This is a genomic window from Myxococcus guangdongensis, from assembly GCF_024198255.1.
GTDB lineage: Bacteria > Myxococcota > Myxococcia > Myxococcales > Myxococcaceae > Myxococcus > Myxococcus guangdongensis.
This window is the reverse complement of sequence record NZ_JAJVKW010000009.1, coordinates 37,806-62,149: the sequence shown is the minus strand read 5'-3', so window position 1 is coordinate 62,149 and position 24,344 is coordinate 37,806. Positions and strand designations below refer to the sequence as shown.

Below are 24,344 nucleotides of genomic sequence, written 5' to 3'. Positions count from 1 at the left end.
ATCGCTTCGATAGGCACCATCTATGATGCCGCCATGGAGCTCCGACACCTGCGCTACTTCACCGCCGTGGCCGACACGCTGCACTTCGGCCGTGCGGCGCGGCGGGTCCACGTCTCGCAGCCCACGCTGTCCCAGCAGATTCGTCAGCTGGAGGAGGAGCTGGAGACGCCGCTCTTCGAGCGCTCCCGAGCGGGCGTGCGCCTGACGCAGGCCGGAGAGCTGTTCCGCAGCTACGCGTCGCGCGCGCTGGAGGATGTGGACGCGGGACGGATGGCCGTGGGCGCGCTGCAGGGACTGGCCACGGGCGCGCTGCGCGTGGGCTATCCCCCCAGCATGCGCGGCCTCGTCGTCCCCGCGCTCGCCGCCGTCCTGCGCCGTCACCCGGGCCTCGCGCTCAGCGCGGAGGAGCTGGTGGTGCGCAGGATGGAGCGGCGATTGACGGACGGAAAGCTGGACGTGGGGCTGGGCTACGCGCCAGCGCGCGCTCCGGACCTGGACACCGAGCCGGTGTTCGACAGCCGGCTCGCGCTCGTCGTCGCGCGTGGCCATGTGCTGGCCGGCGCGGAGACGGTGGGCGTGAAGCAGCTCACGAACGAGCCCTTCGCCCTGCTCTCCCCGGGCCTGCGGGTGCGCTCGCGCGTGGACGCGTACTTCGCCACGCTGCGGTGGTCCCCGCGCATCGCGCTCGAGTCCAACGCGGTGGGCACGGTGCTCGCCATCGTCCGCGCGGGGCTCGCCGTCACGGTGCTGCCCGAGCCACGCCTCGCCGACGTGGAGCGACTGGTCGTCAAGCGACTGTCCCCGGCGCCACGCTCCGAGCTGGCCGCCCTCCTCTGGCGCAAGGGCGCGCCCCGAGCCCCCGCCGCGGAGCTGTTCGCCGCCGAGGTCCGCGCTCGCGCGAAGGACTCCGGAAGCTGACCCACGTCACGCGCGAGGTCGATTCACAACCAGATGGTTGACTGTCCCGGCTCCATCGCTATCCTCAACGAAATGGTTGAACGTCACGCGGAGGGTCCGCGTCGACGACGTCATCCCCTTTGGAGGAACCGATGCGCATCTCGATGAATAGCGTGTTCGTCGACGACCAGGCCAAGGCCCAGAAGTTCTACACGGAGAAGCTGGGCTTCGTGACGAAGGTGGACGTGCCCGCGGGTGGAGCGCGCTGGCTGACCGTGGTGTCGCCAGACGACCCGAACGGCACGGAGCTGCTGCTCGAGCCCAACGGGCATCCGGCGGCGGTGGCGTACCAGAAGGCCATCTTCGCGGACGGCATCCCCGCGACGGCCTTCACCTCGACGAACATCCACGAGGAATATGAGCGTCTGAAGGCGCGCGGCGTGGTGTTCACGAAGGAGCCCACCCAGTTCGGGCCCGCCATCATCGCCACGTTCGAGGACACCTGCGGCAATCTGATCCAGATGCTCCAGGTCGTGGGACAGCCCTGACGAAGCGCGGGGGCCCGAGGCGGATGATGGACCTCGGGCCTCCTCACAGTCCGCCCGAGATCACGGTGCCCGTGGCAGAGTGCCCCGGATGCTGCGCACCACCGCCCCCCTGCTCCTCCTATCGACCCTCGCCTGCCACCACACCCCGGACCGCGCGCAGCTCCCACGCGGACAGGACAGGTTGACCCGGCTGCTCGAGGGCCCGCTCGGCGTGGATTCGATTCGACGGGTCATCCAGAGTCACCGCGAGGAGATTCTCCAGTGCTACTCGTGGGTCTGGGGCACACGGCCGCTGCGGGACGGGAAGATCACCATCCGCTTCGTCATCGGTGCCGAGGGACACGTCTCCGAGGCCAAGGTCCAGCAGACGCTCGTGCACGAGCCGGAACTCGAGGACTGCATGGTTGGACAGATCAGGACCTGGCGGTTTCCGAAGCCCTCCAAGGAGCTGGGCAAGGTGGTCGTGAGCTACCCCTTCATCTTCAAGCAACCCTCCTGAACTGCCCCACCTCGCGCGGCGGTCAGGTTTCGCGCGTCCCTTCGTCCCCGCGCCCATGTCCCCTGAATCCTCCCCGGTCCTGAGTGCGTCCCAGATTCAACAGTTCATCGAGCAGGGCTTCGTCCGACTCGATGACGCCTTTCCCCAGGAAGTCGCCGCCGAGGCGCGCGCCCTCCTCTGGAAGGACACCGGCTGTTCCCCCGATGATCCGACGAGCTGGAAACGCCCCGTCGTCCGGCTCGGCGAATACACGCAGGACGTCTTCCGCACGGCCGCGAACACGCCGAGATTGAATGCCGCGTACGACCAGCTCGTCGGCGTCGAGCGATGGTGGCCGAGGATGAGCCTGGGCTCCTTCCCGGTCCGCTTCCCCAGCACCGAGAACCCAGGTGACGACGGCTGGCACGTCGACGTCAGCTTCCCTCCACCGGGCGGCACCGACTCCTTCTTCGAGTGGCGCAGCAACGTCTCCACCCAGGGGCGCGCGCTCCTGATGCTCTTCCTGTTCTCCGACGTCGGCGAGCACGACGCTCCCACGCGCATCCGCATCGGCTCGCATCACGACGTCGCGCGGATGCTGGCCCCCGCCGGGGACGCGGGCCTGTCCTTCATGGAGCTGGCCCAACGGATGGATTCGACGGCCTCGCGTCCTGAAGCGCTGGCCCAGGGTGACGCGGGGACCGTCTATCTCTGCCACCCGCTCATCGCCCACGCCGCGCAGCCGCACCGGGGCACCCGCCCTCGCTTCATGGCGCAGCCGCCGCTGTTTCCTCGCAAGCCCTTCGACCTGGAGAAGGACGACTGCCCCGTGGTGGTCGCCATCCGTCAGGCGCTCGCGACGACGCGGGCCTGAACCTTCGACGAGGAGCGTGGAGAGGCCCCCCGCGGGCCGCCTCCACGCGCCCCTCGAAGTCCCGACCCGGAGCGGTCAGCCCTCCCCGGGTCCGCGCAAGGGGTGTGGGGAAGCAAGCGCGGAAGCGGGCACATCACTGCCTGGACACGCCCTGGCGCGAAGTGGCGCATTCGCGCATCGCTTTTCCGCACGAGCGCGGGCGCTCAAGACGGTGTCGCGTCCCGCATCACCGAGCGGATGCTCAGGTCCAGCTGGCTCTGGAGCACTCGCAGCAGGCTGGTGAGCCCCTCGGAGTTCTCGCCCAATCGGGCCGCGAGACGGTCTCGCACATCCTGCCGCAGCCGCTCGCGGAACTGCGCCAGCCAGCGCTTCACCGTGGAGCGGTCCACCTGGTACGCGCGGGCGATCTGCGCCGTGCCCATCCCCTCCACCAGGTGCAACCGCAACAGCGTCCGTCCCCGGGACTCCAGCGCGCCGAGCGCCTCCTGGAAGGCCACCGTGAAGTCCTCGCGGTAGCGCTCCTGGATGAAGCGCCGGTCCATATCCACGTCCGGCACGCTCGCCTCTGCGAGCTTGGAGTCATTCAGGTCGAGCGAAATCTTCCGCTCTCGCATCAGGTTGAGCGCGGTGCGCAGCGCGGCCACCCGGAGCCACGCCATCAACGTGCCCTGTCCCTCGTAGTCGGCGATGCGCGGCGCGCGCTCTCCGTTGGGAAGGAAAAGCTTCACGCGCAGCAACTGGAGCGCCTCGTCCGCCACGGTGGCCTCCAGGCCCCGGTGCAGCAGCGCCTTGCGGAGCGACGGGATGAAGCGCGACTCGAACTCGCTCAGGGCGCTGGCGTCCTGCCGCGCACAGGCGCGCGCGAAGGCCAGGTCCTCTTCATGCTCGGTGCCATTCATCGTCTTGACCGCCCACGTCGGTTATCGTCACCACGGTCATGGAATGCATCGAGACACGACGGCTCTTCGCCTTCGCACAGGGTGAGCTGGACGTCGAAGCGACGCATCAGGTGGAGCAGCATCTTGATTCCTGCGCCTCCTGTCGAGCACTCCTGGCGGAGGCCGCGCGTTCGCGGGACGAGGAGGCGAGCCCGCCACCGTCGATGCCTGCCGCGCCGCGCTCGTGGCTCGAGCGCGGGGCGCTGCTCGGGCGATATGTCGTTCTGGAGCGAATCGGCTCCGGGGGCATGGGCGTCGTCCACGCGGCGTATGACCCGGAGCTGGACCGGCGCGTCGCGCTCAAGCTGATTCGCATCGACTCCACCAGCTCCGCCCACCTCGAGCGCGCCCAGGCGCGGCTGTTGCGCGAGGCCCAGGCCACCGCTCGCGTCATCCACCCGCACGTCATCACCATCCATGACGTGGGCCGCTTCGGTGAGCACGTCTTCCTGGCCATGGAGCTGGTGGACGGCACCACGCTGCGCGCGCACATCCGCTCGCGCAAGGGACCGAAGGACTGGCGTGAGACGCTGGGCCTGTTCATCCAGGCCGGACGCGGGCTCGCGGCGGCGCACGCGCAGGGGCTGGTGCACCGGGACTTCAAGCCCGACAACGCGCTCGTCGGCAAGGACGGGCGCGTGCGCATCACCGACTTCGGGCTGGCGCGCATCGTCGAGGGCGTCGAGGACACGCCCACGCCCACCCCGGGCACCACGGCCGCGCCGCTGCGCAGCGAGTGGCACACCCGCTCGGACATGGTGCTGGGGACGCCGGCCTACATGGCGCCCGAGCAGAAGCGCGGCGAGCCCTCCGACGCGCGCAGCGACCAGTACAGCTTCTGCGTCGCGCTGTACGAGGCCCTCTACGGCAAGCGGCCCTTCGCCCCCGCCGAGTCCCCGAGCCTCCCCACGGAGGCCTCTGTTCGCGTGCCGCCCGGACCTCGGCCTCCGCCGGGCTCGAATGTCCCGGCGTGGCTGCATCAGGTGTTGCTGCGAGGACTCGCCCACTTGCCGGTGGCGCGCCACGAGTCGATGGACGTGCTCCTGCGCAGGCTCAGCCATGCGCCCGGAGCCCGGTGGCGCCGCGCCGCGCTCGCCACGGCCGCGGGGCTGGTGTTGCTCGGGGGTGGCGCCGTCCTTCATCGCACCACGTCCGCGTCACCCTGCTCCGGCAACGAGCAGGCCCTCGTCGGCGTCTGGGATGACGCCCGCAGGTCCACCGTGCGCGCGCTCTTCACGCAGAGCCCCCTGCCCTACGCCGCGGGCGCATGGACGGAGGTGGAGCGCACGCTGAACGGCCAGGCGCGGGCCTGGGTCGCCGCGAGCCACGAGGCGTGCGTGGCCACCCGCGTGAAGGGACAGCAGACGGAGCGGCTGCTCGAGCGGCAGGTCATCTGCCTGGACCAGCGGCTCAAGGACCTGGGCGCCGTGGTGGACACGCTGGCCACCGCGGACGCGCAGGTCATCCAGAACGCAACGCGCGTGGTGCACTCGCTGGAGAGTGTCTCCGTCTGCGCCAACCTGTCCGCGCTGGCCGCGCCCGAGCCTCCGCCCACGGACGAGGCCAGCCAGAAGCGCATGGAGGCCCTGCGCACCCGACGCGCCCAGGTGCGCGCGAAGCTCAATGCGGGACAGGTCGCGCCCGCGCTCCTGCTCGCGAACGACGTGGCGACCGAGGCCCACGCCATCGGCTACGGGCCTCTGGAGGCGGAGGTGTTGGACCTGCTCGCCGAGACGCAGGGCAAGAACCTCGCGTACCGCGACGCCATCAAGACGCTGCACCAGGCCATCCAGGTGGCCACGGCCAGTCGCCATGACCGACAAGCCGCCGAGTCGTGGGCGGGCATGATTCGCCTGCTCAGCCTGGTGGGGCCGGAGGTGGACCCGGACGGCGCCGTGCCTGGACACGCGCAGGCGGCCCTGCGCCGGCTGGGCGGCGACGCGCGCATCGAGGCGATGTACTTCCGCAACCTCGCCAGTCTCCACCGCAAGCGCGGACGACGCGAGGAGGCGCTGGCCGCGAGCCAGCGCGCGGTGGAGCTGGCGCGCAAGCTCTACACCGCGAACGAGCCCGAGCTCGGCACGGCGTTGTTGACCATGGGCCACGCGCTGCACGAGTTCGACCGCCACGCGGAGGGGATTCGCTTCCTCACCGAGGCGGAGGCCATCTACCGCGAGAAGTACGGCCCCGAGCATCCGTACCTCGCCACGGTGCTCAGCAACCTCGCCGTCTTCAACGTGCGGCTCGGCGACATCGAGGCCGCGCTCCGCTACGGGCGGGAGGCGCTGCTCATCAACCGGCGCGTCTATGGCGAGGAGAGTGAGGCGGTGGCCAGCGCGTACCACAACCTGGCGGGGTTCCTGATGGCGCAGGGGCACCCGGAGGAGAGCCTCCAGCACTACCTCAAGGCGGCGCGCATCCACGAGAAGGTGCAGGGCCCCGACGCCAGCGACGTGGGCGCGTCCCTGTCGCGCATGGGCGTGGTGCTGGCCTCGCTGGGGCGGTACGAGGAGGCGCTGAAGCAGCACCTGCGCGCGGTGACCATCCGCGAGAAGCGGTACGGCCCCGGGGATGCCCGGGTGGGGATGGAGCTGGTGAACGTCGCCGATGACCACCTCGGCCTGGGTGAGCCGCGCAAGGCCCTCCCCCTGTTGGAGCGGGCCCTCGGGCTGCTCGAGCAGCCCTCCGCCGAGCGCTACGCCGATGAGCTGGCCAGCGCCCGCTACTCGATGGCGCGGGCGCTCGAGTCCGAGCCCGGCCAGCGCCAGCGAGCCCTCACGCTGGCGAACGCCGCGCAGCGACACAACCAGGGCCACCTGCCCGCTCGCACCCAGCAGTTCAAGGACGTCGAACGCTGGCTCGTGCGACACACCGCGCCTCGTCTATCCTCCCAGCACCATGGCAAGCCCCTATGAGGTGATGGCGGTGCGCGGCCCGTCGGAGCTCCCGCGCATCCTGGAGCTCCAGCGCAGGAACCTGAAGCAGGTGCTCGAGGACGACGAGATGCGCTCTCAGGGCTTCGTCACGGTGGAGCACGACGTGACGGCCCTGGAGAAGATGCACGCGCTGGCACCCAGCATCGTCGCGCACCACGGAAGCGAGCTGGTGGCGTACGCGCTGACGATGCCCCGCGAGTGCCGCGCGCTGATGCCCTTGCTCGTCCCCATGTTCGACCTGCTTGACACGCTGGAGTACCAGGGACGGTCCCTGCGCGAGCGGCGCTTCTACGTCATGGGGCAGGTCTGCGTGGACAAGGCGCACCGGGGCAAGGGGCTCTTCGACCAGCTCTACGCGAAGCACCGGGAGCTGTACCGCGAGCGCTTCGACCTGCTCGTCACGGAGGTGTCCGCGCGCAACACGCGCTCGCTGCGCGCCCACGAGCGCGTGGGCTTCAAGACGCTGCACACCTACCGTGACGCCACGGACGAGTGGGCCGTCGTGGCATGGGATTGGAGCGCGGCGCCCTGACGGCGGCGACCACCAGGCGGAGCAGCGTCCCGTGCTCGTGTTGCACAGCCGCAAGAGGAAGCGCTGGGCGCCCGAGTCTTCGCCGCTCCAGGCGGCGTTGAAGACGCAGACGCCGTCGCCCATCGACGTCCACGTCTTGCAGACATGGGCCCGGCGGTTCCCGGGCGCCGTCAGGTCGATGCGAGACATGTCCCCGCCCTGAGGAGCGACGACGACGAGGAGGAGCGCGCCCGCACGGCGGCCCCCCTCGTCCCGCACAGGCTAGAGGTCCACGGCCCAGCGCTTGTCCCGGTCGTGGTGGAAGGTGTGAACGGGAGCCCCCGCACGGGACAGCAGGAGGACCTCACCGCCATCATCGAGGATGGCCGTGACGGTGATGGCGTTCATCATCCACGTGTCCCCCGTGCTGAAGATGTCGGGCTGCCCCGAGGTGAACTCGATGCTGAACTCGAGCACCTGGCTGAGGAGGACTCCGGCGGGCATGGCGACGTCCACGGTGTGCGTGGAGCGGTCCACCCACCGCGCGCGGTTGTTCAGGCTGGAGCTCGCGAAGCCCACGTTGCCGGACAGCGCCGTGTACTTGAGCACCGCCACCGCGTGGCTCTCGTTGCGCAGGTCGTCGTTGCCCGTGGTGACGGAGACCCGCAGGTGCGTGATGAGGCGGTCTCCGTCTCCGGCCAGCGCGCGACCGGGCATCAGCATCATGACGGCGGCCGCGACGAGCATCGTCAGGGTCGACAGGAAGCGCGGCTTCACCGAGCAAGGGACTGGATTCATGACAGACAACTCCTGGAAGCGGGTCGGATGGGAGGGACTCCGGCGCGCACGGGACCCAGCGGGCACGCATGACGCCACCGTGCCGTGATGCCCTCGACCCGCCTACTGCCAGATTTCTTGCACTGCCCCGGCGCTCATCGCGGCGCGAGGCTCGCGACATGGGAAGCCCCTCCTCCGGCCTCATCATCCTGGCCCTCTGTCTGCTCTGGAGCGCACCCGCGCGCGCGACCGTGGACTTCCTCGCCCACCCCGAGGACGTCCACGTGAAGCTGGTGACCTTCGGCCCCGGCCCGCACCTGCACGAGCGCTTCGGCCACGTCGCGGTCTGGGCCGAGGACACACGACGTGGCGCCCGCGCCCTCTACAGCTACGGCGTGACGTCATATGGCCGCGCGACCGAGCTGCGCCTCCTGATGGAGCGACCCACCTACTGGGCGGCCCGGCTCCCCTTGGACAACGCGCTCCTGCTGTACCGCGCACGCAATCGCTCCATCTTCGTCCAGGAGCTGGACCTGTCCGTGGAGCAGCGGCGCAGGCTGCTCGAGCGCCTCGAACGCGACGTGAAGCCCGAGACGCGGACCTATGCCTATGACCCGCTGAGGGACAATTGCGCGACGCGCCTTCGCGACGCACTCGACGAGGCGCTGGGTGGTGCGCTCCGCCTCCAGCTCTCCGGCCCCGCCGGCCGCGACGAGCGCGAGCACCTGCGTGATTCGCTTCGCGAGCTCCCCGTGACGAGCACACTCCTGATGCTCTGGCTGAGCGACGACGTGGATGCGCCGATGAGCCGGTGGCAGGAGGCCGCCTTCCCGCGCGAGCTCTCCCAATCCCTGGACGAGGTCCGCATCGTGGATGACACGGGCACCCTCAAGCCCCTCGTCCTCCGGGGCCACGAGGAGCACCTGTCCCGGGACGTGCCGCCCTCCCGGGAGCACGGCTCGAGGCTCCTCCCTATCGCCGTCGCCCTGGGGGCATGCGCGCTGCTCCTCACACCGCGGAGGTTCGAGCGCGGCCGTGCATACCGCGTCGCTCTCGGGCTGTACCACGCCCTCATCGGCGCGACCGTGGGCGCCGCCGCCACCGCCGGGTTCGCGCTGATGCTCTTCTCGGTCCATCCGTACTTCGGCATCAACGAGAACCAGTGGCTCGCCAACCCGCTCACGATGACGCTGCTCCCGCTCGGGCTCCTGGTGGCCTGGGGCCACCCGCGCGCGGAGGTCTGGGTCCGCGGGTGCGTCGGGCTGCTGGTCCTCGGCTCGCTGGTGCCGCTCGTGCTCGGGCCACTGCTGCCCTCGTTCGACCAGGACACTCGTGAGGTCCTCCCCATCCTGGTCATCACCAACGCGGGGCTGGGGCTCATCCATGCGAAGCGTTGGTGGCACTCCCGCCCCGCACGGAGCAGGGCCACCGTGGGCGCCGAGGGCCTCAGCCACCGGTGGGGAGCATGACCTCCACCCGGGCTCCGCCACCGGGCAGGTTCGCCGCGCGCAGCGTTCCTCCACTCGCCTCGATGAGCCCTCCCACCAGGCGCATCCCCAGTCCGGAGCCGGCCTGCTTCGTCGAGACGCCCGTGAGGCGCGTGGCGTCCAGCGCCGCCGCCCGGAAGCCAGGGCCGTCGTCGCTCACCCGCAGGAGCACCCGCCGCGTGCGTCCCTCGGGCTCCACGCTCACCTCGACAGTACAGGCGCCTCGCTGCCCATCCCCCTCGCACGCGTTCACCAGCAGGTTCGTCATCACGTGCGCCAGTCCCCGCTCGCCTCCGACAATCCAGACGCGCAACGCCTGTGACTCCGCGGACACGGCGCCGAGCACGATGCGGACATGCGCGTAGCGCGTCTGCACCACCGCCGTGGCATGACGAAGCGCCGCGCACACCTCCACGGGCGACGCCTCATCGATCATCGTCAGCTCCCCGAGCGCACGGGACTTCACGCTCTCGACGAACTCCCACAGCTCCCGAAGGTCCTGCGCCAGCCCCTGGGCGTGGTGCGAGTCCCCCTGGCCGCCCGCCTCCCGCAGCAACAGGTCCGCGCGCAGCCGGGCCGCGGACAACACCGTCCGCACGTCATGGTGCTCGCGGAGGATGGCGCGCAGGTTGCTGCGAGCCCGCCGCACGCGCTGCCCCGCCGCGCCGGAGGCAAGCACCAGGCGCCGCGCCACCCCACACGTGACGGCGGCCACCGCCCCCGCGCTGCCGATGAAGATGACCCACAGCGCCACCTCGGAGGCGCCATAGGTGATGACGTCGGCGTTGCGGTGGAAGTCCAGCGCGACCAGCGCGAGCGCCCCCACGAGGTTCAACCCCGTCCCCACCCAGGCGATACGCGGAGACAGTCGCAGCGCGGTGACGAACACCACCGCGATGAGCGCGGACGGGTCCGGCATGCGCAAGAGCCCCGTGTAGTGAGGACCGTGCCACCACAGCGTGGACCCCAGCGTGCCCAGCGCCACGACCGCATCCAGCAACACCGAACCCAACAGCAGCCACGGACCGAACCACCGCCTCCGTCCCGCCCACAGCCCCAGCACGGACAGCGCCATCCCGCCCACCAGCAGCGACACCTCCAACAGCGCCGCCGATGGCCCTCCTTCCGCGTCCGCGCCCCCCAGCGCGAGGAAGCGCGTCAGCACCAACGCGCAGAAGACGATGCGCACCGCGCTCACCAGGACCTCGGCGTCGTTCGACGCGTCGGAGAGGACTTTGCGTGCTAGGCTTTCACGCATGGCCATGGTCCAACACCTCCTGCTCGTCGAGGACTCGGTGAGCCTGGCGCGCGTGCTGGAAGAGGCCCTGGCCCCCCGCGCGCACCGCATCACCCACGTCACCACGCTCGCCCAGGCGCGCGAGGCCCTGCGAACCCAACCTCCCGACGCGGTGCTCCTGGACGTCAGCCTCCCGGATGGGACCAGCGACGCGCTGCTGGAGGACCTGCTCGCGGTGGAGCCACTGCCGTATGTCATTGCCATCAGCGGCAGCGCGACCGCCGAACAGGCCTTCCGCCTGGCCGCCGGCGGCGTGCGCGCCTTCGTCCCCAAGCCGCTGGACCTCGCGCGGCTGGAGGACGTGTGGACCCGGACCCTCGCCAGTCCCCCGGAGCTCGTCCCCGTCCTGAGAGCCAGCGCCGGCAAGGTCCCCCTCCATCACTTCGAGGACCTCGTGCGCGACACCCTTGTCGATGAGGCCCTCGCCCGCGCCAAGGGCAGCGTTCGCGGCGCCGCCAGGCTGCTCCACATCTCCCGGCAGCTCCTCCAGCACATCCTCAACGCCCGGGACTGAGTCGGGCGACCCGGCGAACGCCTCACCTCCGCGCTCCCTCTCCGTGAGAAAACCTCGCTTCCCGGGGAGCAACGGCCTCCGAGCAGGTCCTTCGCGCGGATGGGCAACGGGCAGCCCTCGCGATTCCGCCTGGGTGGAAATCCCCGGATCCGAGGCGACAGCGCTTGCGCAGTCACTCGCGCGCCCGGGTATTCCTCACACCATGGGAAAACCCACGACGAGGTCGCTCCCACCCCCTACCACCCAGCCAGCGGTGGCGGCACGAGGGCGGGCGCGTCGTGCTCCCAAGGCGGCGCACCGGCGCGCGGCGGCCACCTCCCCACCGGCCATGCGAGCGCGCCACCCGCCCCACCCCTCTCGGCCCGGTGCGGGCGCGGCGTAGCATGAGCGAGTGAATGCGCGGGTGCCTTGTCTCGTCCTCCGAGGCAACGCCCCATTGGAGCCAATTGTCTCGTATATGATGCTTTGGTAGAGGACCGCCGCAGCAGGCAGCACCCGCCTTTTCTCCCCGCCATCATGGTTTTTTCCGTCCACCACTGGGCCGCGTGGGCTCCCGGGCTTGTCGGGCAAGACGCCTGGAGGTCCTGGCTCTCACAGCCCCATCCGCTTCCGTCCGAGGGAACCCCTCCGCTGACGGAGATGCCGCCGATGATGCGCCGTCGGGTGGACAGGCTGGGCCGCATCGCGCTCCAGGCGGCGTACACGTGCCAGGCGGACGCCCCGGCGTGTCCCCTGGTGTTCGCCTCCCGCTATGGGGACATGGGCCGCTCGGTGGACCTGCTGGAGCAGCTCGCGAAGTCCACCCCGCTGTCGCCCACGTCCTTCAGCCTGTCGGTGCACAACGCCATCGGCGGGCTGTACTCCATCGCCCGGGGGGATTTGTCGGCGCAGAGCGCGGTGGCCGCGGGGGCGGAGACGGTGGAGGCCGCCTTCGTGGAGGCGTGCGGGTTGCTCGCCGAGGGCGCCCCCGAGGTCGTGGTCGTCGTCTATGACGAGCCCCGCCCGGTGCCCTTCCAGCACTTCCCGGAGCAGGTGTCCCTGGCGCACGCCTGGGCCTGCAGCGTGAGGCCCGCGGGCGACGGGCCCCGCTTCCGGCTGTCCTGCGGCGCGGCGGAGGGGGCCGTTCCCACGCCGACGCCGGAGGGGATTGCGGAAGAGCTGTCCGTGCTGCGCTTCCTCGTCCTGGACGACGCGCGCCTGGAGCGGGTGCTGGGCTCTCGCGTGTGGCGGTGGGAACGCGATGTCTGAGCGCCTCAACTACTACTGGCGCGTGTTCGCCACGGGCTTCTGCTTCACCACCTTCGGGCTGGGCGGGCTGGCCCTGCGCGTCCTCTTCTTCCCGCTGCTGTCGCTGCTGGTGCGCGACAGGCCCCGGCGCACGCGGCTGGCGCGGCTGGCGGTGCACCACTCGTTCCGCTTCTTCATCGAGCTGATGCGCGTGGTGGGCGTCCTGGCCTACCGCATCGAGGGCGTGGAGAAGCTCGCGCGCCCCGGCCTGCTCATCCTCGCCAACCACCCCACGCTCATCGACGTGGTGTTCCTCATCTCGCTGGTGCCCAACGCGGACTGCGTGGTGAAGGCGAGCCTGGCCAACAACCCCTTCACCCGGGGGCCCGTGGAGGCCACCGGCTACCTGTGCAACGACTCCGGCCCGGAGCTGGTCAAGGCGTGCATCGCGTCCGTGAAGGCGGGCAACAACCTCATCATCTTCCCCGAGGGCACCCGCACGCCGGTGACGGGCCCCATGAAGCTGCAGCGCGGCGCGGCCAACATCGCGGTGCGCGGGCCCTGTGACATCACCCCCGTCACCATCCGCTGCCAGCCGCTGAGCCTCACCAAGGGCCTGCCCTGGTGGCGCGTGCCCCCCTCGAAGATGAACTTCACCATCGTGGTCCAGGACGACATCGCGGTCTCGTCCATGGTCGACGAAGCGCACGGAGAGGCGCTCGCGGCCCGCCATCTCACCGAGAGATTGCACGACTACTTCTCCACGGAGACACAACGTCATGCAGGTGCTTGAGCAGGAGATAAAGAAGCTGGTCATCGAGACCCTGAATCTCGAGGACGTCAAACCCGAGGACATCGACCCGGGCGCGCCGCTGTTCGTCGAGGGCCTGGGGCTGGACTCCATCGATGCCCTGGAGCTCGGCCTGGCGCTGCAGAAGACCTATGGCGTCGCCCTGGCGAGCGACTCCCAGGAGAACCGTCGTCACTTCGCCAGCGTGCGCGCCCTCGCGACCTTCGTGAGCGCCCACCGCAAGTCCTGAGCATCCAACAACCATTCGAGGGGGCCCCCATGCACCACATGACCAAGAACCAGCTCTTCGAGAACCTGCGCACGCTCCTGCAGGACACCTTCGACATCGACCCGGCGCGAATCACCCCCGAGGCCCGCCTCCGGGACGACCTGGACATCGACAGCATCGACGCGGTGGACCTGCTGGTGAAGCTCAAGCCCGTGACGGGCAAGCGCATCTCGCCGGAGGTCTTCAAGTCGGTCCGCACGATTCAGGACGTCGTCGACGCGCTGCACAGCCTGCTCGACGAATCCGTGGCGGCGTGAAGCACCTGCGTCCAGCGCTGCTCGGCGTGCTGAGCCTCGCGTACCCGCTGCTGATGTACAGCGGGCTGGGCCGGTTCGAGCCTCGCTGGATGGCGATTCCCCTCGGGGTCATGGCCGTGCTGCGCGCCGTGGCCACGAAGGAGCGCGTGTGGCTCGTCACCGCCGCGCTCGCGCTCGTGCTCGCGGGCACCAGCATGCTGGGCAACCACGCCCTGCCGCTGAAGCTCTATCCGGTGCTCGTGAACTCGATGCTGCTCGCCGTCTTCGCCACCAGCCTGGTGTATCCGCCCACCGTCATCGAGCGGTTGGCGAGGCTGCGTGAGCCGGAGCTCCCGCCCTCGGGCGTGGCCTATACGCGGCGGGTGACGCAGGTGTGGTGCGGCTTCTTCGTCGTCAACGGCGGCATCGCGCTCGCCACGGCCCTGTGGGCGAGCGACGCCACGTGGGCGCTGTACAACGGGCTCATCTCCTACGGGTTGATGGGGCTGCTCTTCGCCGGTGAGTGGCTGGTGCGCCGACGCGTGAGGGCGGGCCACGTCCATGGCTGAGAGCCTCGCCCTCGAACAACTCCTCACCCACGGCCGCCCCTCCGACTCCCCGGTGGCGTTGCGGGACGGCCACGTGCTGGGGTTCGCGGACCTCCAGGCCCGGGCCGCCGGCTGGCGCGCGGCCATCGAGCGTCGCGAGGGTCGACGACTGGCGCTGTACTTCGAGGACACGTTCGAGTTCGCCGCCGCGCTCCTGGGCGCCTGGCACGCGGGGCGGTGTGTCTTCCTGCCGTCCGACATCCAGCCCGCCACGCTGGAGCGGCTCGCGCGCGAGGTGGACGGCTTCGCCGGGCAGGTCCCCGCCGCGCTCTCCCCGCTCGTGCCCGAGGAGGGCCGGCGCTTCGACTGGAGGCCGCTGTCCTCGGGGGCGCGCTCGCTGGTGGTCTACACGTCGGGCTCCAGCGGTGAGCCCGCGGCCATCGACAAGCACCTGGGCCAGCTCACGCGCGAGGTCCACACGCTGGGCCGCCTGTTCGACGCGCGCGTCGGTGACGCCCGCGTGCTCGCCACCGTGTCGCACCAGCACATCTACGGGCTCCTGTTCCGGGTGCTCTGGCCGCTGACGGCGGGTCGGCCATTCCTCGCGCGGAGCCTGCCGTATCCGGAGGAGCTGCTCGCGGAGCTGGCGAAGGGCGCGTCCGTGCTCGTGGCCAGCCCCGCACACCTCAAGCGACTGCCCCAGACGCTGGACTGGGCGCACGGGCGAGAGAACCTTCGCGCGGTGTACTCGTCCGGAGGGCCGCTGCCCACCGAGGCGCTGCACGCGTGCCGGACGCTGCTGGGACAAGCCCCGGTGGAGGTCTATGGCAGCTCGGAGACGGGCGGCATCGCGTGGCGACAGCGCTCGCGAGACGACGACGCGGGCTGGACGTTGATGCCGGGCCTGGAGGTCCGCCTGGAGGATGACGCGCTCGCGGTCCGCTCTCCGCACCTGCCGGAGGGTGGCTGGTTCCAGACCGAGGACCGGGCGCGGCTCCTGCCGGAGGGCTTCGAGCTGCTCGGGCGCAAGGACCGCCTGCTGAAGCTCGAGGAGAAGCGCGTGTCGCTGAGCGCCATGGAGCGAGCGCTCGTGGAGGGCGGGCTGCTCGCCGAGGCGCGCGTGGTGCCGCTGCGGGAGGGCTTGCGGGTGACGCTGGCGGTGGTGGCCGTGCCCACGGCCGAGGGCGGCAGGCTCCTCGCGGGAGAGGGCAAGCGCTCGCTGAACCAGGCCCTGCGGGAACAGCTGGCCCACGGCTTCGAGGCTGCTGTCCTTCCGCGTCGATTCCGGTATCTGGAGGCGATGCCAGTCAACAGCCAGGGCAAATCCACCGAGGCGGCGCTCACCGCCCTCTTCGACTCCCGCAGGCCGCCCCTGCGCGTGCTCGAGCAGGGCCCGGAGAAGGCCGTGCTCAGCCTGGAGACGCCGGCGAGCCTGCCCCAGTTCAAAGGCCACTTCCCCCAGAAGGCCATCCTGCCCGGCGTGGCGCAAATCGAATGGGCCATCCAGTTCGGCCGCGAGCTGTTCACGCTGCCGCCCCGGTTCCTCCACATGGAGGTGGTGAAGTTCCAGCAGCTCATCGTCCCCGAGACGCAGGTGACGCTGGAGCTGACGTGGAACGCGGCCAAGGGCAGCCTCCACTTCAAGTACACCTCCGAGGCCGGCACCCACGGGAGCGGCCGCATCCTGTTCACCGAGGTCCACGGATGAAGGTCTGCGCGGTGATTCCCGTCTACAACCACGGCGAGGCCGTGGGCGCGGTGGTGCATGCCGTGCGCGCGCATGGGTTGCCGTGCGTGCTGGTGGACGACGGCAGCGAGCCGGGCTGCGCGCGGGTGCTGGACTCGCTCGCGGAAGCGGACGCGTCCGGTGTCTCGGTGGTGCGCCTGCCCCAGAACGAGGGCAAGGGGGGCGCGATGATGGCGGGCCTCAAGGCCGCGCAGGCCTCGGGCTACAGCCACGCGCTCCAGATCGACGCCGACGGCCAGCACGACACCGGCGACATCCCGCGCTTCCTCGAGCTGGCGAAGGGCGCGCCCGACAAGCTCGTCTGCGGCACGCCCGTGTACGACGAGTCGGTGCCCAAGGGCCGGCTGTATGGCCGCTACGCCACGCACATCTGGGTGTGGATCAACACCCTGTCCCTGGCCATCCGCGATTCGATGTGCGGCTTCCGCGTCTATCCCTTGGCGCCCACCGTGGCGCTCATCGACCAGGTGCGCATCGGCAAGCGGATGGACTTCGACGTGGAGGTGCTGGTGCGGCTGTACTGGCGGGGGATGGGCATCCTCAACCAGCCCACCCGCGTGCGCTACCCCACCGACGGCATCTCCCACTTCGACGTGCTCTGGGACAACGTGCGCATCTCCGGCATGCACGCGAAGCTGTTCTTCGGGATGCTGCTTCGGCTGCCCCTGCTCCTCTGGAGGAAGGTCTCCTCATGAGGACGCGGCACTGGGCGGAGATGGGAGAGAGCACGTTCGTGCTCGGCATCTGGATCCTCTACTGGGTCCACCGGCTCCTGGGCCGCTGGCCGTTCCGCCTGTGCCTGTATCCCGTCGTCTTCGTCCACTGGCTGTCGCGCCCCGTGGTCCGCGACGCCTCGCTCCAGTACCTCACGCGCGTGCAGGCAGCGACGGGCGCCATCGGCCACACGCCGGGGCGGAGGGACAGCCTCAAGCACATGGTGACCTTCGCGGAGACGATGCTCGACAAGCTGCTGGCCGTCAGCGGCCGCTACCGCTTCGAGCAGGTCAACACCGAGGGCCGCGAGCAGTTCTACGAGGTGGCGAAGCAGGGCAAGGGCGGCATCATCGTCACCGCGCACATGGGCTGCCTGGAGCTGTGCCGGGCCATGGCGGAGAAGCGCGGCGAGGTGAAGCTCCACATCCTGGTGCACACCCGCCACGCCGAGCAGTTCAACCGGCTGCTCAAGCGGCTCAACCCCGACAGCATGTTCCAGCTGGTGGAGGTCACCGACATGGGGCCGGGCACCGCCGTCGCGCTGGAGAAGTACGTGGCGGCGGGCGAGTTCGTGGTGATAGCCGGGGACCGGGTGCCGGTGAACGCGAGCCAGACGGTGGACGTGGACTTCCTGGGGCACCCGGCCGCCTTCCCCGTGGGGCCGTACGTGCTGGCCTCGCTGTTCAAGTGCCCGCTGTACCTCTTGGGCTGCATCCACGAGAACGGCGGCTACACCATCCACTTCGAGTGCCTGGCGGAGAAGGTCGAGCTTCCGCGAGGCCAGCGCGTGCCCGCGCTGACGGAGCACGCCAGGCGTTATGCCGGACAGGTGACGGCGCTGTTGAAGCGCTCACCGTTCGATTGGTTCAACTTCTTTCCCTTCTGGGATCAGGCGAATGTCTCCGCCAGGAATCAACAGTGAGCGCGCGGTCCGGTTCGATGGGAGCCGGCTCGCCATCGAAGACGTGTCCGCGCTGTCGCGCCGCGAGCGCGAAGCCGAGCTGAGCACCGCCGCGGAGTTCCGGGGACGCATCACCCGGGGCGCCGAGTTCCTGGACCGGCTGCTGGCCGAGGATGGGCACATCTACGGGGTGACGACGGGGTACGGAGACTCGTGCACCGTCACCATCCCCCCGGAGCTGGTGGCCGAGCTGCCGCACCACCTCTACGCCTACCACGGCATCGGCGCGGGCCGATTCCTCACGCCCGAGGAGACGCGCGCGGTGCTCGCGGCCCGGCTGGCGTCGCTGTCGCAGGGCGTGTCCGGCGTGGGGATGGGGCTGCTCCATCAACTGGAGCAGTTCCTGCGCCTGGACATCCTGCCGCTGATTCCGGCCGAGGGCTCGGTGGGCGCCAGCGGTGACTTGACGCCCCTGTCCTACGTGGCCGCCGCGCTGTGCGGCGAGCGCGAGGTCTGGCACCGGGGCGAGCGCCGTCCCGCGGCCGAGGTGCTCGCGAAGCACGGGCTTTCGCCCCTGCGGCTGCGCCCCAAGGAGGGGCTGGCCATCATGAACGGCACGGCGGTGATGACCGCCCTGGCCTGCCTCGCGTGGGAGCGCGCGGAGTACCTGGGCCGGCTGGCCACGCGGCTGACGGCCTTCAACGTGGTGGCGAGTGCCGGCAACGCGCACCACTTCGACGAGGCCCTGTTCGCCGTCAAGCCGCACGTGGGCCAGCAGCGCGTGGCCGCGAGGCTGCGGCTGGACCTGGCCACCGAGCGCCCCAGCCGCAACGAGCAGCGCCTGCAGGATCGCTACTCGCTGCGCTGCGCGCCCCACGTCATCGGCGTGCTCGAGGACGCCCTGCCCTTCTTCCGCGCGCAGATCGAGAACGAGCTCAACAGCGCCAACGACAACCCGCTCATCGACCCGGACAGCGAGCGGGTGCTGCACGGCGGGCACTTCTACGGCGGCCACATCGCCTTCGCCATGGACGGGCTGAAGAACGCGGTGGCCAACGTGGCGGACCTCTTGGACCGTCAGCTCGCGCTGCTGGTGGACACCCGCTACAACCACGGCCTGCCGTCCAACCTCTCCGGAGCGACGGGCCCCCGCGCGGCCATCAACCACGGCCTCAAGGCGGTGCAGATCAGCGTCTCCGCGTGGACGGCGGAGGCGCTCAAGCAGACGATGCCCGCGTCCGTCTTCTCCCGCTCCACCGAGTGCCACAACCAGGACAAGGTGAGCATGGGCACCATCGCCGCGCGCGACTGCCTCCGGGTCCTGGAGCTGTCCGAGCAGGTGGTGGCCGCCATGCTCATCGCGGCGCGTCAGGGAATCGCCCTGCGGCGGCGGGTTGCTCAAGATTTGAATCTCACGGCGTCTCTGGCGTCGATGCAGGCCGAGCTGGAGCAGCGAATCCCATTGGTGGTGGAGGACCGCGCGTTGGACCGCGAGCTGCAAGTGCTGCTGGGGGCCATCCGCGCCCGCGAGTGGAGGCTCTATGAAGCCTGACCTCAGCCACGAAATCGAGCTGACGCCGCCCTTCCATGACATCGACCTGATGGAGGTCGTCTGGCATGGCCACTACGTGAAGTACCTGGAGCTGGCGCGGTGCGCGCTCCTGGCGAAGTTCGACTACGACTACCCGCAGATGCGGGCGTCCGGCTACGCGTGGCCCGTGGTGGACATGCGGCTGAAGTACGTGCGCTCGGCGACGTACGGGAAGGCGCTCAGGATTCGCGCCGAAATCACCGAGTGGGAGAACCGGCTGCGCATCGACTACCTGCTGCGGGACGCGGACACGGGCCAGAAGGTGAACCAGGCCCACACCATCCAGGTCGCCGTGTCCATCGCCACCCAGGAGATGCTGTACGTCTGTCCGCCGGTGCTCTGGCAGCGGCTGGGGGTGAAGCCCGAATGAAGCGCGTGCTCCTGCTCGTGGCGCTGCTCTGGGGAGCGGCGGCGAGCGCCCGTGACGTGGTGTCCCAGGTCCGCGAGCGGCTCGCGGACGTGCCGCTCCTGCGCGGCGACTTCGAGCAGAAGAAGACGGTCTCCGGCTTCAAGAAGCCGCTGGTGTCGCGCGGGGCCTTCCTCCTGTCGCGCGAGCAGGGCGTGCTGTGGGACACGAAGCAGCCCTTCGCCTCCACCCTCACGCTGACGCGCAAGTCGCTGAGCGCCGAGCAGGGCACGGGCGCGGCGGCGTACCACCTGGACGCGAGCAAGGAGCCGGGGCTCGCCGCGGTGAACGAGGTGATGTTCGCGCTCCTGTCCGGCGACGTGAAGGCGCTCGCCAAGCGCTTCAAGGTCGACGGTGAGCTGGTGGGCGCGGAGGGCTGGAAGCTGACGCTCACGCCCACGGACACCGGCCTGCAGCGCGTGTTCCGGAGCATCCACCTGGAGGGCGACAAGTACGTGCGGCGCGTGCAGTTGGAGGAGGCTCGCGGAGACTCGAGCGTCATCCTGTTCGACAAGCTGAGCCAGACGCCTCCTCCCAGCGACGCGGAAGCCGGACGCCTTGCGAAATAAGGCCGCCATCCTGTGGCTGCTGGTGGTCCTCTCCGTGGGGGCGCACCAGGTCTGGTTCTGGCGCTCGGCGCGCCTGGACACGGATGTGCTGGCGCTGTTGCCCGAGGACGAGCAGGCCCCCGAGGTCGGCGCCGCCACGCGCAAGCTCGCCGACCAGGCCGGCCGTGAGCTGGTGATGCTGGTGGGCGCGGAGGACTGGGACTCGGCCCAGCGCGCGGCGGACGTCGTCAAGGCGGAGCTGTCGCGCGACGACTCGCCGCTGAAGGCCTCCGCGCTGGATGCCTCCGCGCTGGACACGGCGCTGGATTTGTACCGGCCCTATCGCGACAGGCTCTTGACGTCCTCGCAGCGCGAGTGGCTGTCGAAGGCGAGCCCGGAGGAGTTGGGCGGCACCGCCCTGATGAAGCTGTACCAGCCCGCGGGCCCCCGGCTGACGGACTGGGAGGCGGACCCGCTGGGCCTGTGGCCCGACTGGTGGGCGGCGCGCGCGGCGGAGAGCACCGCGCGCCCCCGCGATGGACGCTTGTGGTTGTCGGGCGAGGGACGTGAGTGGGTGCTGCTCGCGTGGCACAGCCAGGTGTCCGCGTTCGCGCTGGGCGACGAGGGGAACATCACCTCCGCGGTGGCGCGGGCCCGCGCGGCCATGGAGGCGCAGGTGCCCGGCAGCCGGATGGTGTCCGCGGGCGTGCCGCTGTACGCGGAGGCCGCCGCGTCCCAGGCCAGCTCGGAGATGTCCACCATCGGCATCGGCTCGCTCGCGGCGGTGCTGCTGCTCGTCTGGCTCACCTTCCGCTCGGTGCGGCCCATCGTCCTGGTCGGCGTGTCGCTCGCGCTCGGGTGCGCCGTCGCGTTGAGCGTCACGGCCCTCGTCTTCGAGCGGGTGCACCTGCTCACGCTGGTGTTCGGCTCCAGCCTGGTGGGCGTGGCGGAGGACTACGGCTTCCACTACTTCGCCGCGCGCCAGGGCAAGCCCCCCTCGGAGCGCTGGCCGCTGATGCGGGGCCTGCTGCCCGGCATGGTGCTCGCGCTGGCCACCAGCGTGGTGGCGTACCTGGCGCTGGGCGTGGCCCCCTTCCCCGGCCTGCGGCAGATGGCGCTCTTCTCCGCCACGGGCCTGGTCGCCGCGTTCCTCACCGTCGCGTGCTGGTTCCCCCTGCTGGACACGGGCGAGCTGCCGGTGACGTCCTTCGCCACCCGCTTCGCCGCGTCGCTGTCACGCTGGCCGCGCTTCACGCACACGCCCGCGTGGTGGGTGGGGACGGCGGCGCTCGGCCTGTTCGTCGTCGGCGGCCTGTGGCGGCTGGGCACGCGCGACGACGTGCGCCAGCTCCAGAACGCGCCCGCGCACCTCATCTCCGACCAGCGCGAGCTGGGGCGCCTGCTCGGCCTGCCCAGCCCCGCCCAGTTCTTCCTGGTGGGCGGCGACGACTCGGAGCAGGTGCTGGAGCGGGAGGCCGCGCTCAAGGCGAAGCTGGACCCGCTCGTCGCACAGAAGGTGCTCACGGGCTACCGCGCGGTGTCGGACTGGCTGCCCAGCGCGGCGAGGCAGCGCGCGGACGCGGAGCTGAGCGCGCGCGCGGAGGCCCAGGCGGTGTCCGCGGTGGCCCAGGCCACGGGAGAAGCCCCCACGCGCGCCCGCTTCTCCGACGACGTGCTCACCCCCGAGCGGCTGCTCTCCAGCCCCGCCTCGGCGGCCATCCGCCCGCAGTGGTTGGGCAGGCTGGGCGACAGCCAGTTCAGCATCGTCATGCTGCGCGGGCTCAATGACCCGTCCGTGCTGCCGCGCGTGGCCGACGTCGCGCAGGGACTGGAGGGCGTGCGCTGGGTGGACAAGACGCGCGAGATTTCGAGCCTGCTGGAGCGCTACCGCGAGCTCATGGGCGGGCTCATCGTGCTGGGCTATGTCGCGGTGCTGCTGCTCCTCGTCGCGCGCTTCCGCCGGCAGGCGTGGCGGGCGTGGGTGCCCACGGTGCTGGGGACGCTGGTGACGCTGGCCTGCTTCGGTTGGGCCGGCGAGCCGCTCCAGCTCTTCACGGTGCTCGGCCTCATGCTCCTGCTGGGCATGGGCGTGGACTACGGCATCTTCATGCTGGAGCACCCTGGGGATGACTCCGCCTGGCTCGCGGTGGCGCTGGCGGGCGTGAGCACCCTGCTCTCCTTCGGACTCCTGGGGCTCTCCGCCACACCGGCGCTGCGCTCCTTCGGACTCACCATGCTGTTGGGCGAAGTCACCATCTGGGTGCTCACGCCCTGTTGCAGACTGCCATCAGGCAAGGACGTGTCGTGAAGATCGAAAAAACGGAAGTCGTCATCATCGGGGCGGGTCCGTCGGGTTCAGTGGCAGCGGGCATCCTGCGCAAACAAGGCCGGCAGGTGTTGATCCTGGAGCGCGAGGACTTCCCCCGCTTCTCCATCGGAGAGAGCCTGTTGCCGCAGAGCATGCAGTACATCGAGGAAGCGGGGATGATCCGCGACGTCGTGGAGGCGGGCTTCCAGTACAAGAACGGCGCGGCCTTCGTGCGCGGCGACAAGTACACGGACTTCGACTTCCGCGAGAAGTCCTCCCAGGGCTGGGGCACCACGTACCAGGTGCAGCGCGCGCACTTCGACCACGTGCTGGCGCTCGCCGCCCAGCGCATGGGCGCCACGCTGCGCTTCCGTCACACCGTGGAGTCCGTGGACGTCTCGGGCGCCACGCCGGAGCTGACGGCGCGCGGCCCCGACGGTGAGCCGTACCGCGTCCAGGCCCGCTTCCTGCTCGACGCCAGCGGCTTCGGCCGCGTGCTGCCCCGCCTCCTGTCGCTGGAGACGCCGTCGGACTTCCCGGTGCGCGGCGCGCTCTTCACGCACGTGGAGGACCGCGTCGCCCCGGGCACGTTCGACCGCAGCAAGATTCGCATCACCGTGCACCCCCAGCACGTGCACGTCTGGTACTGGACCATCCCCTTCTCCAACGGGCGCTGCTCGCTGGGCGTGGTGGCCAAGCGCGAGTACCTGGAGCAGTACAAGGGCACGGAGACCGAGCGGCTCAAGGCCATCGTCTCCGAGGACCCTTCGCTGTCCGGGCTCTTGAAGGACGCCGTCTGGGACACGCCCGCGCGCGCCATCACCGGCTACGCGGCCAACGTGAAGTCGCTGTGGGGCAACGGCTTCGCGCTGCTCGGCAACGCGGGCGAGTTCCTGGACCCGGTCTTCTCCTCGGGCGTCACCATCGCCGTGAAGTCCGCGAGCCTGGCGGCGAAGTGCATCGCCCGGGAGTTCGCGGGTGAGAAGGTCAACTGGGAGGCCGACTACGCGGTGCCCCTCAAGGGCGGCGTGGACACGTTCCGAACCTTCGTCGAGTCCTGGTACGCCGGCGGCTTCCAGTCCGTCATCTTCCACCCCAACGCCTCGCCCGAGGTGCGCAAGATGATCTCCGCCATCCTCGCCGGCTACGCGTGGGACAAGGAGAACCCCTTCGTCGCCGACAGCAAGCGCCGGCTCGGCGTGCTCGAGAAGCTGTGCGCGGCCTGATCGCCCTCCTCGCGCTGGTGGGGCTCGCCTCCTGCGTCACCCCGGCTCCGCGCCGGGGCGCGCCGGAGGTGGCCCTGCCCGCGCTCGCCCTGACGCCTGCATCGTTCGGTGCCACCGTCAGCCTGACGCAGCGGCTGAGCTTCGCCCACCAGATGGACCCGGGTGGACCGCGCTCGCTGGAGGCCCTGCTGGAGGTCGACCCGGCGGCGCTGCGCCTGGCCGGCTTCGCGCTCGGCCAGCGGGTCTTCACCATGGAATGGGACGGCGAGCGACTGGAGGAGCAGCGGGACGCGCGGGTGCCCGAGCAGTTCCAGTCGCGCACGGTGCTGCGCGACATCCAGTTCGTCTACTGGCCCGCCCCCGCGGTGCGGGATGCGCTCCCCCAGGGCTGGACGCTCGAGGATTCCCCGGGTCAGCGGGTCCTGCGGTATGGAGACAAGGAGTGGTTGTCGGTGCGCTATGGTGGAGAGCCCCGCTGGAAGGGCCGCGCGGAGCTGGTCAACGCAGCGGAACACTACCGGCTGACCATCGACTCCCAACCCACGGAGGAATGAGC

At 70.5% G+C, this 24,344-nt stretch carries 25 protein-coding genes; 22 read left to right on the top strand and 3 right to left on the bottom strand.

Going from position 1 to position 24,344, the window contains the following annotated elements:
* Positions 1-33: 33 nt before the first annotated feature.
* From LXT21_RS26215 to LXT21_RS26200, 4 genes are all read left to right on the top strand, one after another.
* Positions 34-918 carry a LysR substrate-binding domain-containing protein gene (locus tag LXT21_RS26215; protein ID WP_254040932.1) on the top strand — a complete coding sequence of 295 codons (885 nt, stop codon included), beginning with the start codon at positions 34-36 and terminating at the stop codon, positions 916-918.
* Between the two features lie 131 nt (positions 919-1,049).
* Positions 1,050-1,445: a VOC family protein gene (locus tag LXT21_RS26210; protein ID WP_254040931.1), complete on the top strand. Its 396-nt coding sequence runs from the start codon at positions 1,050-1,052 to the stop codon at positions 1,443-1,445.
* 88 nt (positions 1,446-1,533) lie between these two features.
* Positions 1,534-1,944 carry an AgmX/PglI C-terminal domain-containing protein gene (locus tag LXT21_RS26205; protein ID WP_254040930.1) on the top strand — a complete coding sequence of 137 codons (411 nt, stop codon included), beginning with the start codon at positions 1,534-1,536 and terminating at the stop codon, positions 1,942-1,944.
* A 55-nt stretch (positions 1,945-1,999) separates the two neighbouring features.
* Positions 2,000-2,797, top strand: a complete 798-nt coding sequence (locus tag LXT21_RS26200) for a phytanoyl-CoA dioxygenase family protein (RefSeq protein WP_254040929.1) — start codon at positions 2,000-2,002, stop codon at positions 2,795-2,797.
* A 203-nt stretch (positions 2,798-3,000) separates the two neighbouring features.
* On the opposite strand, the gene LXT21_RS26195 is transcribed toward LXT21_RS26200, so the two are convergent.
* Entirely contained in the window at positions 3,001-3,696 is a 696-nt protein-coding gene (locus LXT21_RS26195; RefSeq protein ID WP_254040928.1) for a sigma-70 family RNA polymerase sigma factor, read from the bottom strand.
* A 38-nt stretch (positions 3,697-3,734) separates the two neighbouring features.
* Between LXT21_RS26195 and LXT21_RS26190 the strand changes: the two genes are divergently transcribed.
* Positions 3,735-6,650, top strand: a complete 2,916-nt coding sequence (locus LXT21_RS26190; protein ID WP_254040927.1) for a tetratricopeptide repeat protein — start codon at positions 3,735-3,737, stop codon at positions 6,648-6,650.
* The gene (locus LXT21_RS26185) at positions 6,634-7,203 is read left to right on the top strand and encodes a GNAT family N-acetyltransferase (protein WP_254040926.1); all 570 of its coding nucleotides are present in this window, start codon (positions 6,634-6,636) and stop codon (positions 7,201-7,203) included. Before LXT21_RS26190 ends, LXT21_RS26185 begins: the two co-directional genes overlap by 17 nt.
* A 261-nt stretch (positions 7,204-7,464) precedes the next feature.
* Here the strand turns inward: LXT21_RS26185 and LXT21_RS26180 are convergent, their stop codons facing one another.
* Positions 7,465-7,980 carry a hypothetical protein gene (locus tag LXT21_RS26180; RefSeq protein WP_254040925.1) on the bottom strand — a complete coding sequence of 172 codons (516 nt, stop codon included), beginning with the start codon at positions 7,978-7,980 and terminating at the stop codon, positions 7,465-7,467.
* A 158-nt stretch (positions 7,981-8,138) separates the two neighbouring features.
* On the opposite strand from LXT21_RS26180, the gene LXT21_RS26175 reads away from it, so the two are divergent.
* Positions 8,139-9,428, top strand: a complete 1,290-nt coding sequence (locus LXT21_RS26175; RefSeq protein WP_254040924.1) for a lipoprotein N-acyltransferase Lnb domain-containing protein — start codon at positions 8,139-8,141, stop codon at positions 9,426-9,428.
* Here the strand turns inward: LXT21_RS26175 and LXT21_RS26170 are convergent.
* Entirely contained in the window at positions 9,406-10,710 is a 1,305-nt protein-coding gene (locus tag LXT21_RS26170; protein WP_254040923.1) for an ATP-binding protein, read from the bottom strand. The two genes, LXT21_RS26175 and LXT21_RS26170, sit on opposite strands and share 23 nt — an antisense overlap.
* Here LXT21_RS26170 and LXT21_RS26165 point away from each other — a divergent pair.
* From LXT21_RS26165 to LXT21_RS26095, 15 genes are all read left to right on the top strand, one after another.
* Positions 10,703-11,257 (top strand): response regulator, encoded by a 555-nt coding sequence (locus LXT21_RS26165; RefSeq protein ID WP_254040922.1) that lies wholly within the window; start codon positions 10,703-10,705, stop codon positions 11,255-11,257. The genes LXT21_RS26170 and LXT21_RS26165 overlap by 8 nt on opposite strands.
* A 516-nt stretch (positions 11,258-11,773) precedes the next feature.
* Positions 11,774-12,505: a beta-ketoacyl synthase chain length factor gene (locus tag LXT21_RS26160; RefSeq protein WP_254040921.1), complete on the top strand. Its 732-nt coding sequence runs from the start codon at positions 11,774-11,776 to the stop codon at positions 12,503-12,505.
* Positions 12,498-13,277: a lysophospholipid acyltransferase family protein gene (locus tag LXT21_RS26155; RefSeq protein WP_254040920.1), complete on the top strand. Its 780-nt coding sequence runs from the start codon at positions 12,498-12,500 to the stop codon at positions 13,275-13,277. The genes LXT21_RS26160 and LXT21_RS26155 overlap by 8 nt, the downstream gene beginning before the upstream one ends.
* Positions 13,264-13,524 carry a phosphopantetheine-binding protein gene (locus LXT21_RS26150; protein WP_046713101.1) on the top strand — a complete coding sequence of 87 codons (261 nt, stop codon included), beginning with the start codon at positions 13,264-13,266 and terminating at the stop codon, positions 13,522-13,524. The genes LXT21_RS26155 and LXT21_RS26150 overlap by 14 nt, the downstream gene beginning before the upstream one ends.
* A gap of 29 nt (positions 13,525-13,553) precedes the next feature.
* Complete coding sequence (locus tag LXT21_RS26145; protein ID WP_223750172.1) at positions 13,554-13,820, top strand: acyl carrier protein; 267 nt, start codon at positions 13,554-13,556, stop codon at positions 13,818-13,820.
* Complete coding sequence (locus LXT21_RS26140; RefSeq protein WP_254040919.1) at positions 13,817-14,368, top strand: COG4648 family protein; 552 nt, start codon at positions 13,817-13,819, stop codon at positions 14,366-14,368. The genes LXT21_RS26145 and LXT21_RS26140 overlap by 4 nt, the downstream gene beginning before the upstream one ends.
* Positions 14,361-16,055 (top strand): AMP-binding protein, encoded by a 1,695-nt coding sequence (locus tag LXT21_RS26135; RefSeq protein ID WP_254040918.1) that lies wholly within the window; start codon positions 14,361-14,363, stop codon positions 16,053-16,055. Before LXT21_RS26140 ends, LXT21_RS26135 begins: the two co-directional genes overlap by 8 nt.
* Positions 16,052-16,789: a glycosyltransferase family 2 protein gene (locus LXT21_RS26130; RefSeq protein WP_254040917.1), complete on the top strand. Its 738-nt coding sequence runs from the start codon at positions 16,052-16,054 to the stop codon at positions 16,787-16,789. Before LXT21_RS26135 ends, LXT21_RS26130 begins: the two co-directional genes overlap by 4 nt.
* Positions 16,786-17,730, top strand: a complete 945-nt coding sequence (locus LXT21_RS26125) for an LpxL/LpxP family acyltransferase (RefSeq protein ID WP_254040916.1) — start codon at positions 16,786-16,788, stop codon at positions 17,728-17,730. Before LXT21_RS26130 ends, LXT21_RS26125 begins: the two co-directional genes overlap by 4 nt.
* The gene (locus LXT21_RS26120; RefSeq protein ID WP_254040915.1) at positions 17,705-19,261 is read left to right on the top strand and encodes an HAL/PAL/TAL family ammonia-lyase; all 1,557 of its coding nucleotides are present in this window, start codon (positions 17,705-17,707) and stop codon (positions 19,259-19,261) included. Before LXT21_RS26125 ends, LXT21_RS26120 begins: the two co-directional genes overlap by 26 nt.
* Positions 19,251-19,670, top strand: coding sequence for an acyl-CoA thioesterase (locus LXT21_RS26115; RefSeq protein ID WP_254040914.1), 420 nt, complete (start codon positions 19,251-19,253; stop codon positions 19,668-19,670). The genes LXT21_RS26120 and LXT21_RS26115 overlap by 11 nt, the downstream gene beginning before the upstream one ends.
* Positions 19,667-20,275, top strand: coding sequence for a LolA family protein (locus tag LXT21_RS26110; protein ID WP_254040913.1), 609 nt, complete (start codon positions 19,667-19,669; stop codon positions 20,273-20,275). The genes LXT21_RS26115 and LXT21_RS26110 overlap by 4 nt, the downstream gene beginning before the upstream one ends.
* Complete coding sequence (locus LXT21_RS26105; RefSeq protein ID WP_254040912.1) at positions 20,265-22,562, top strand: MMPL family transporter; 2,298 nt, start codon at positions 20,265-20,267, stop codon at positions 22,560-22,562. The genes LXT21_RS26110 and LXT21_RS26105 overlap by 11 nt, the downstream gene beginning before the upstream one ends.
* Entirely contained in the window at positions 22,559-23,788 is a 1,230-nt protein-coding gene (locus LXT21_RS26100) for an NAD(P)/FAD-dependent oxidoreductase (protein WP_254040911.1), read from the top strand. Before LXT21_RS26105 ends, LXT21_RS26100 begins: the two co-directional genes overlap by 4 nt.
* Positions 23,776-24,342, top strand: coding sequence for a DUF3261 domain-containing protein (locus LXT21_RS26095; protein ID WP_254040910.1), 567 nt, complete (start codon positions 23,776-23,778; stop codon positions 24,340-24,342). The genes LXT21_RS26100 and LXT21_RS26095 overlap by 13 nt, the downstream gene beginning before the upstream one ends.
* Positions 24,343-24,344 lie beyond the last annotated feature (2 nt).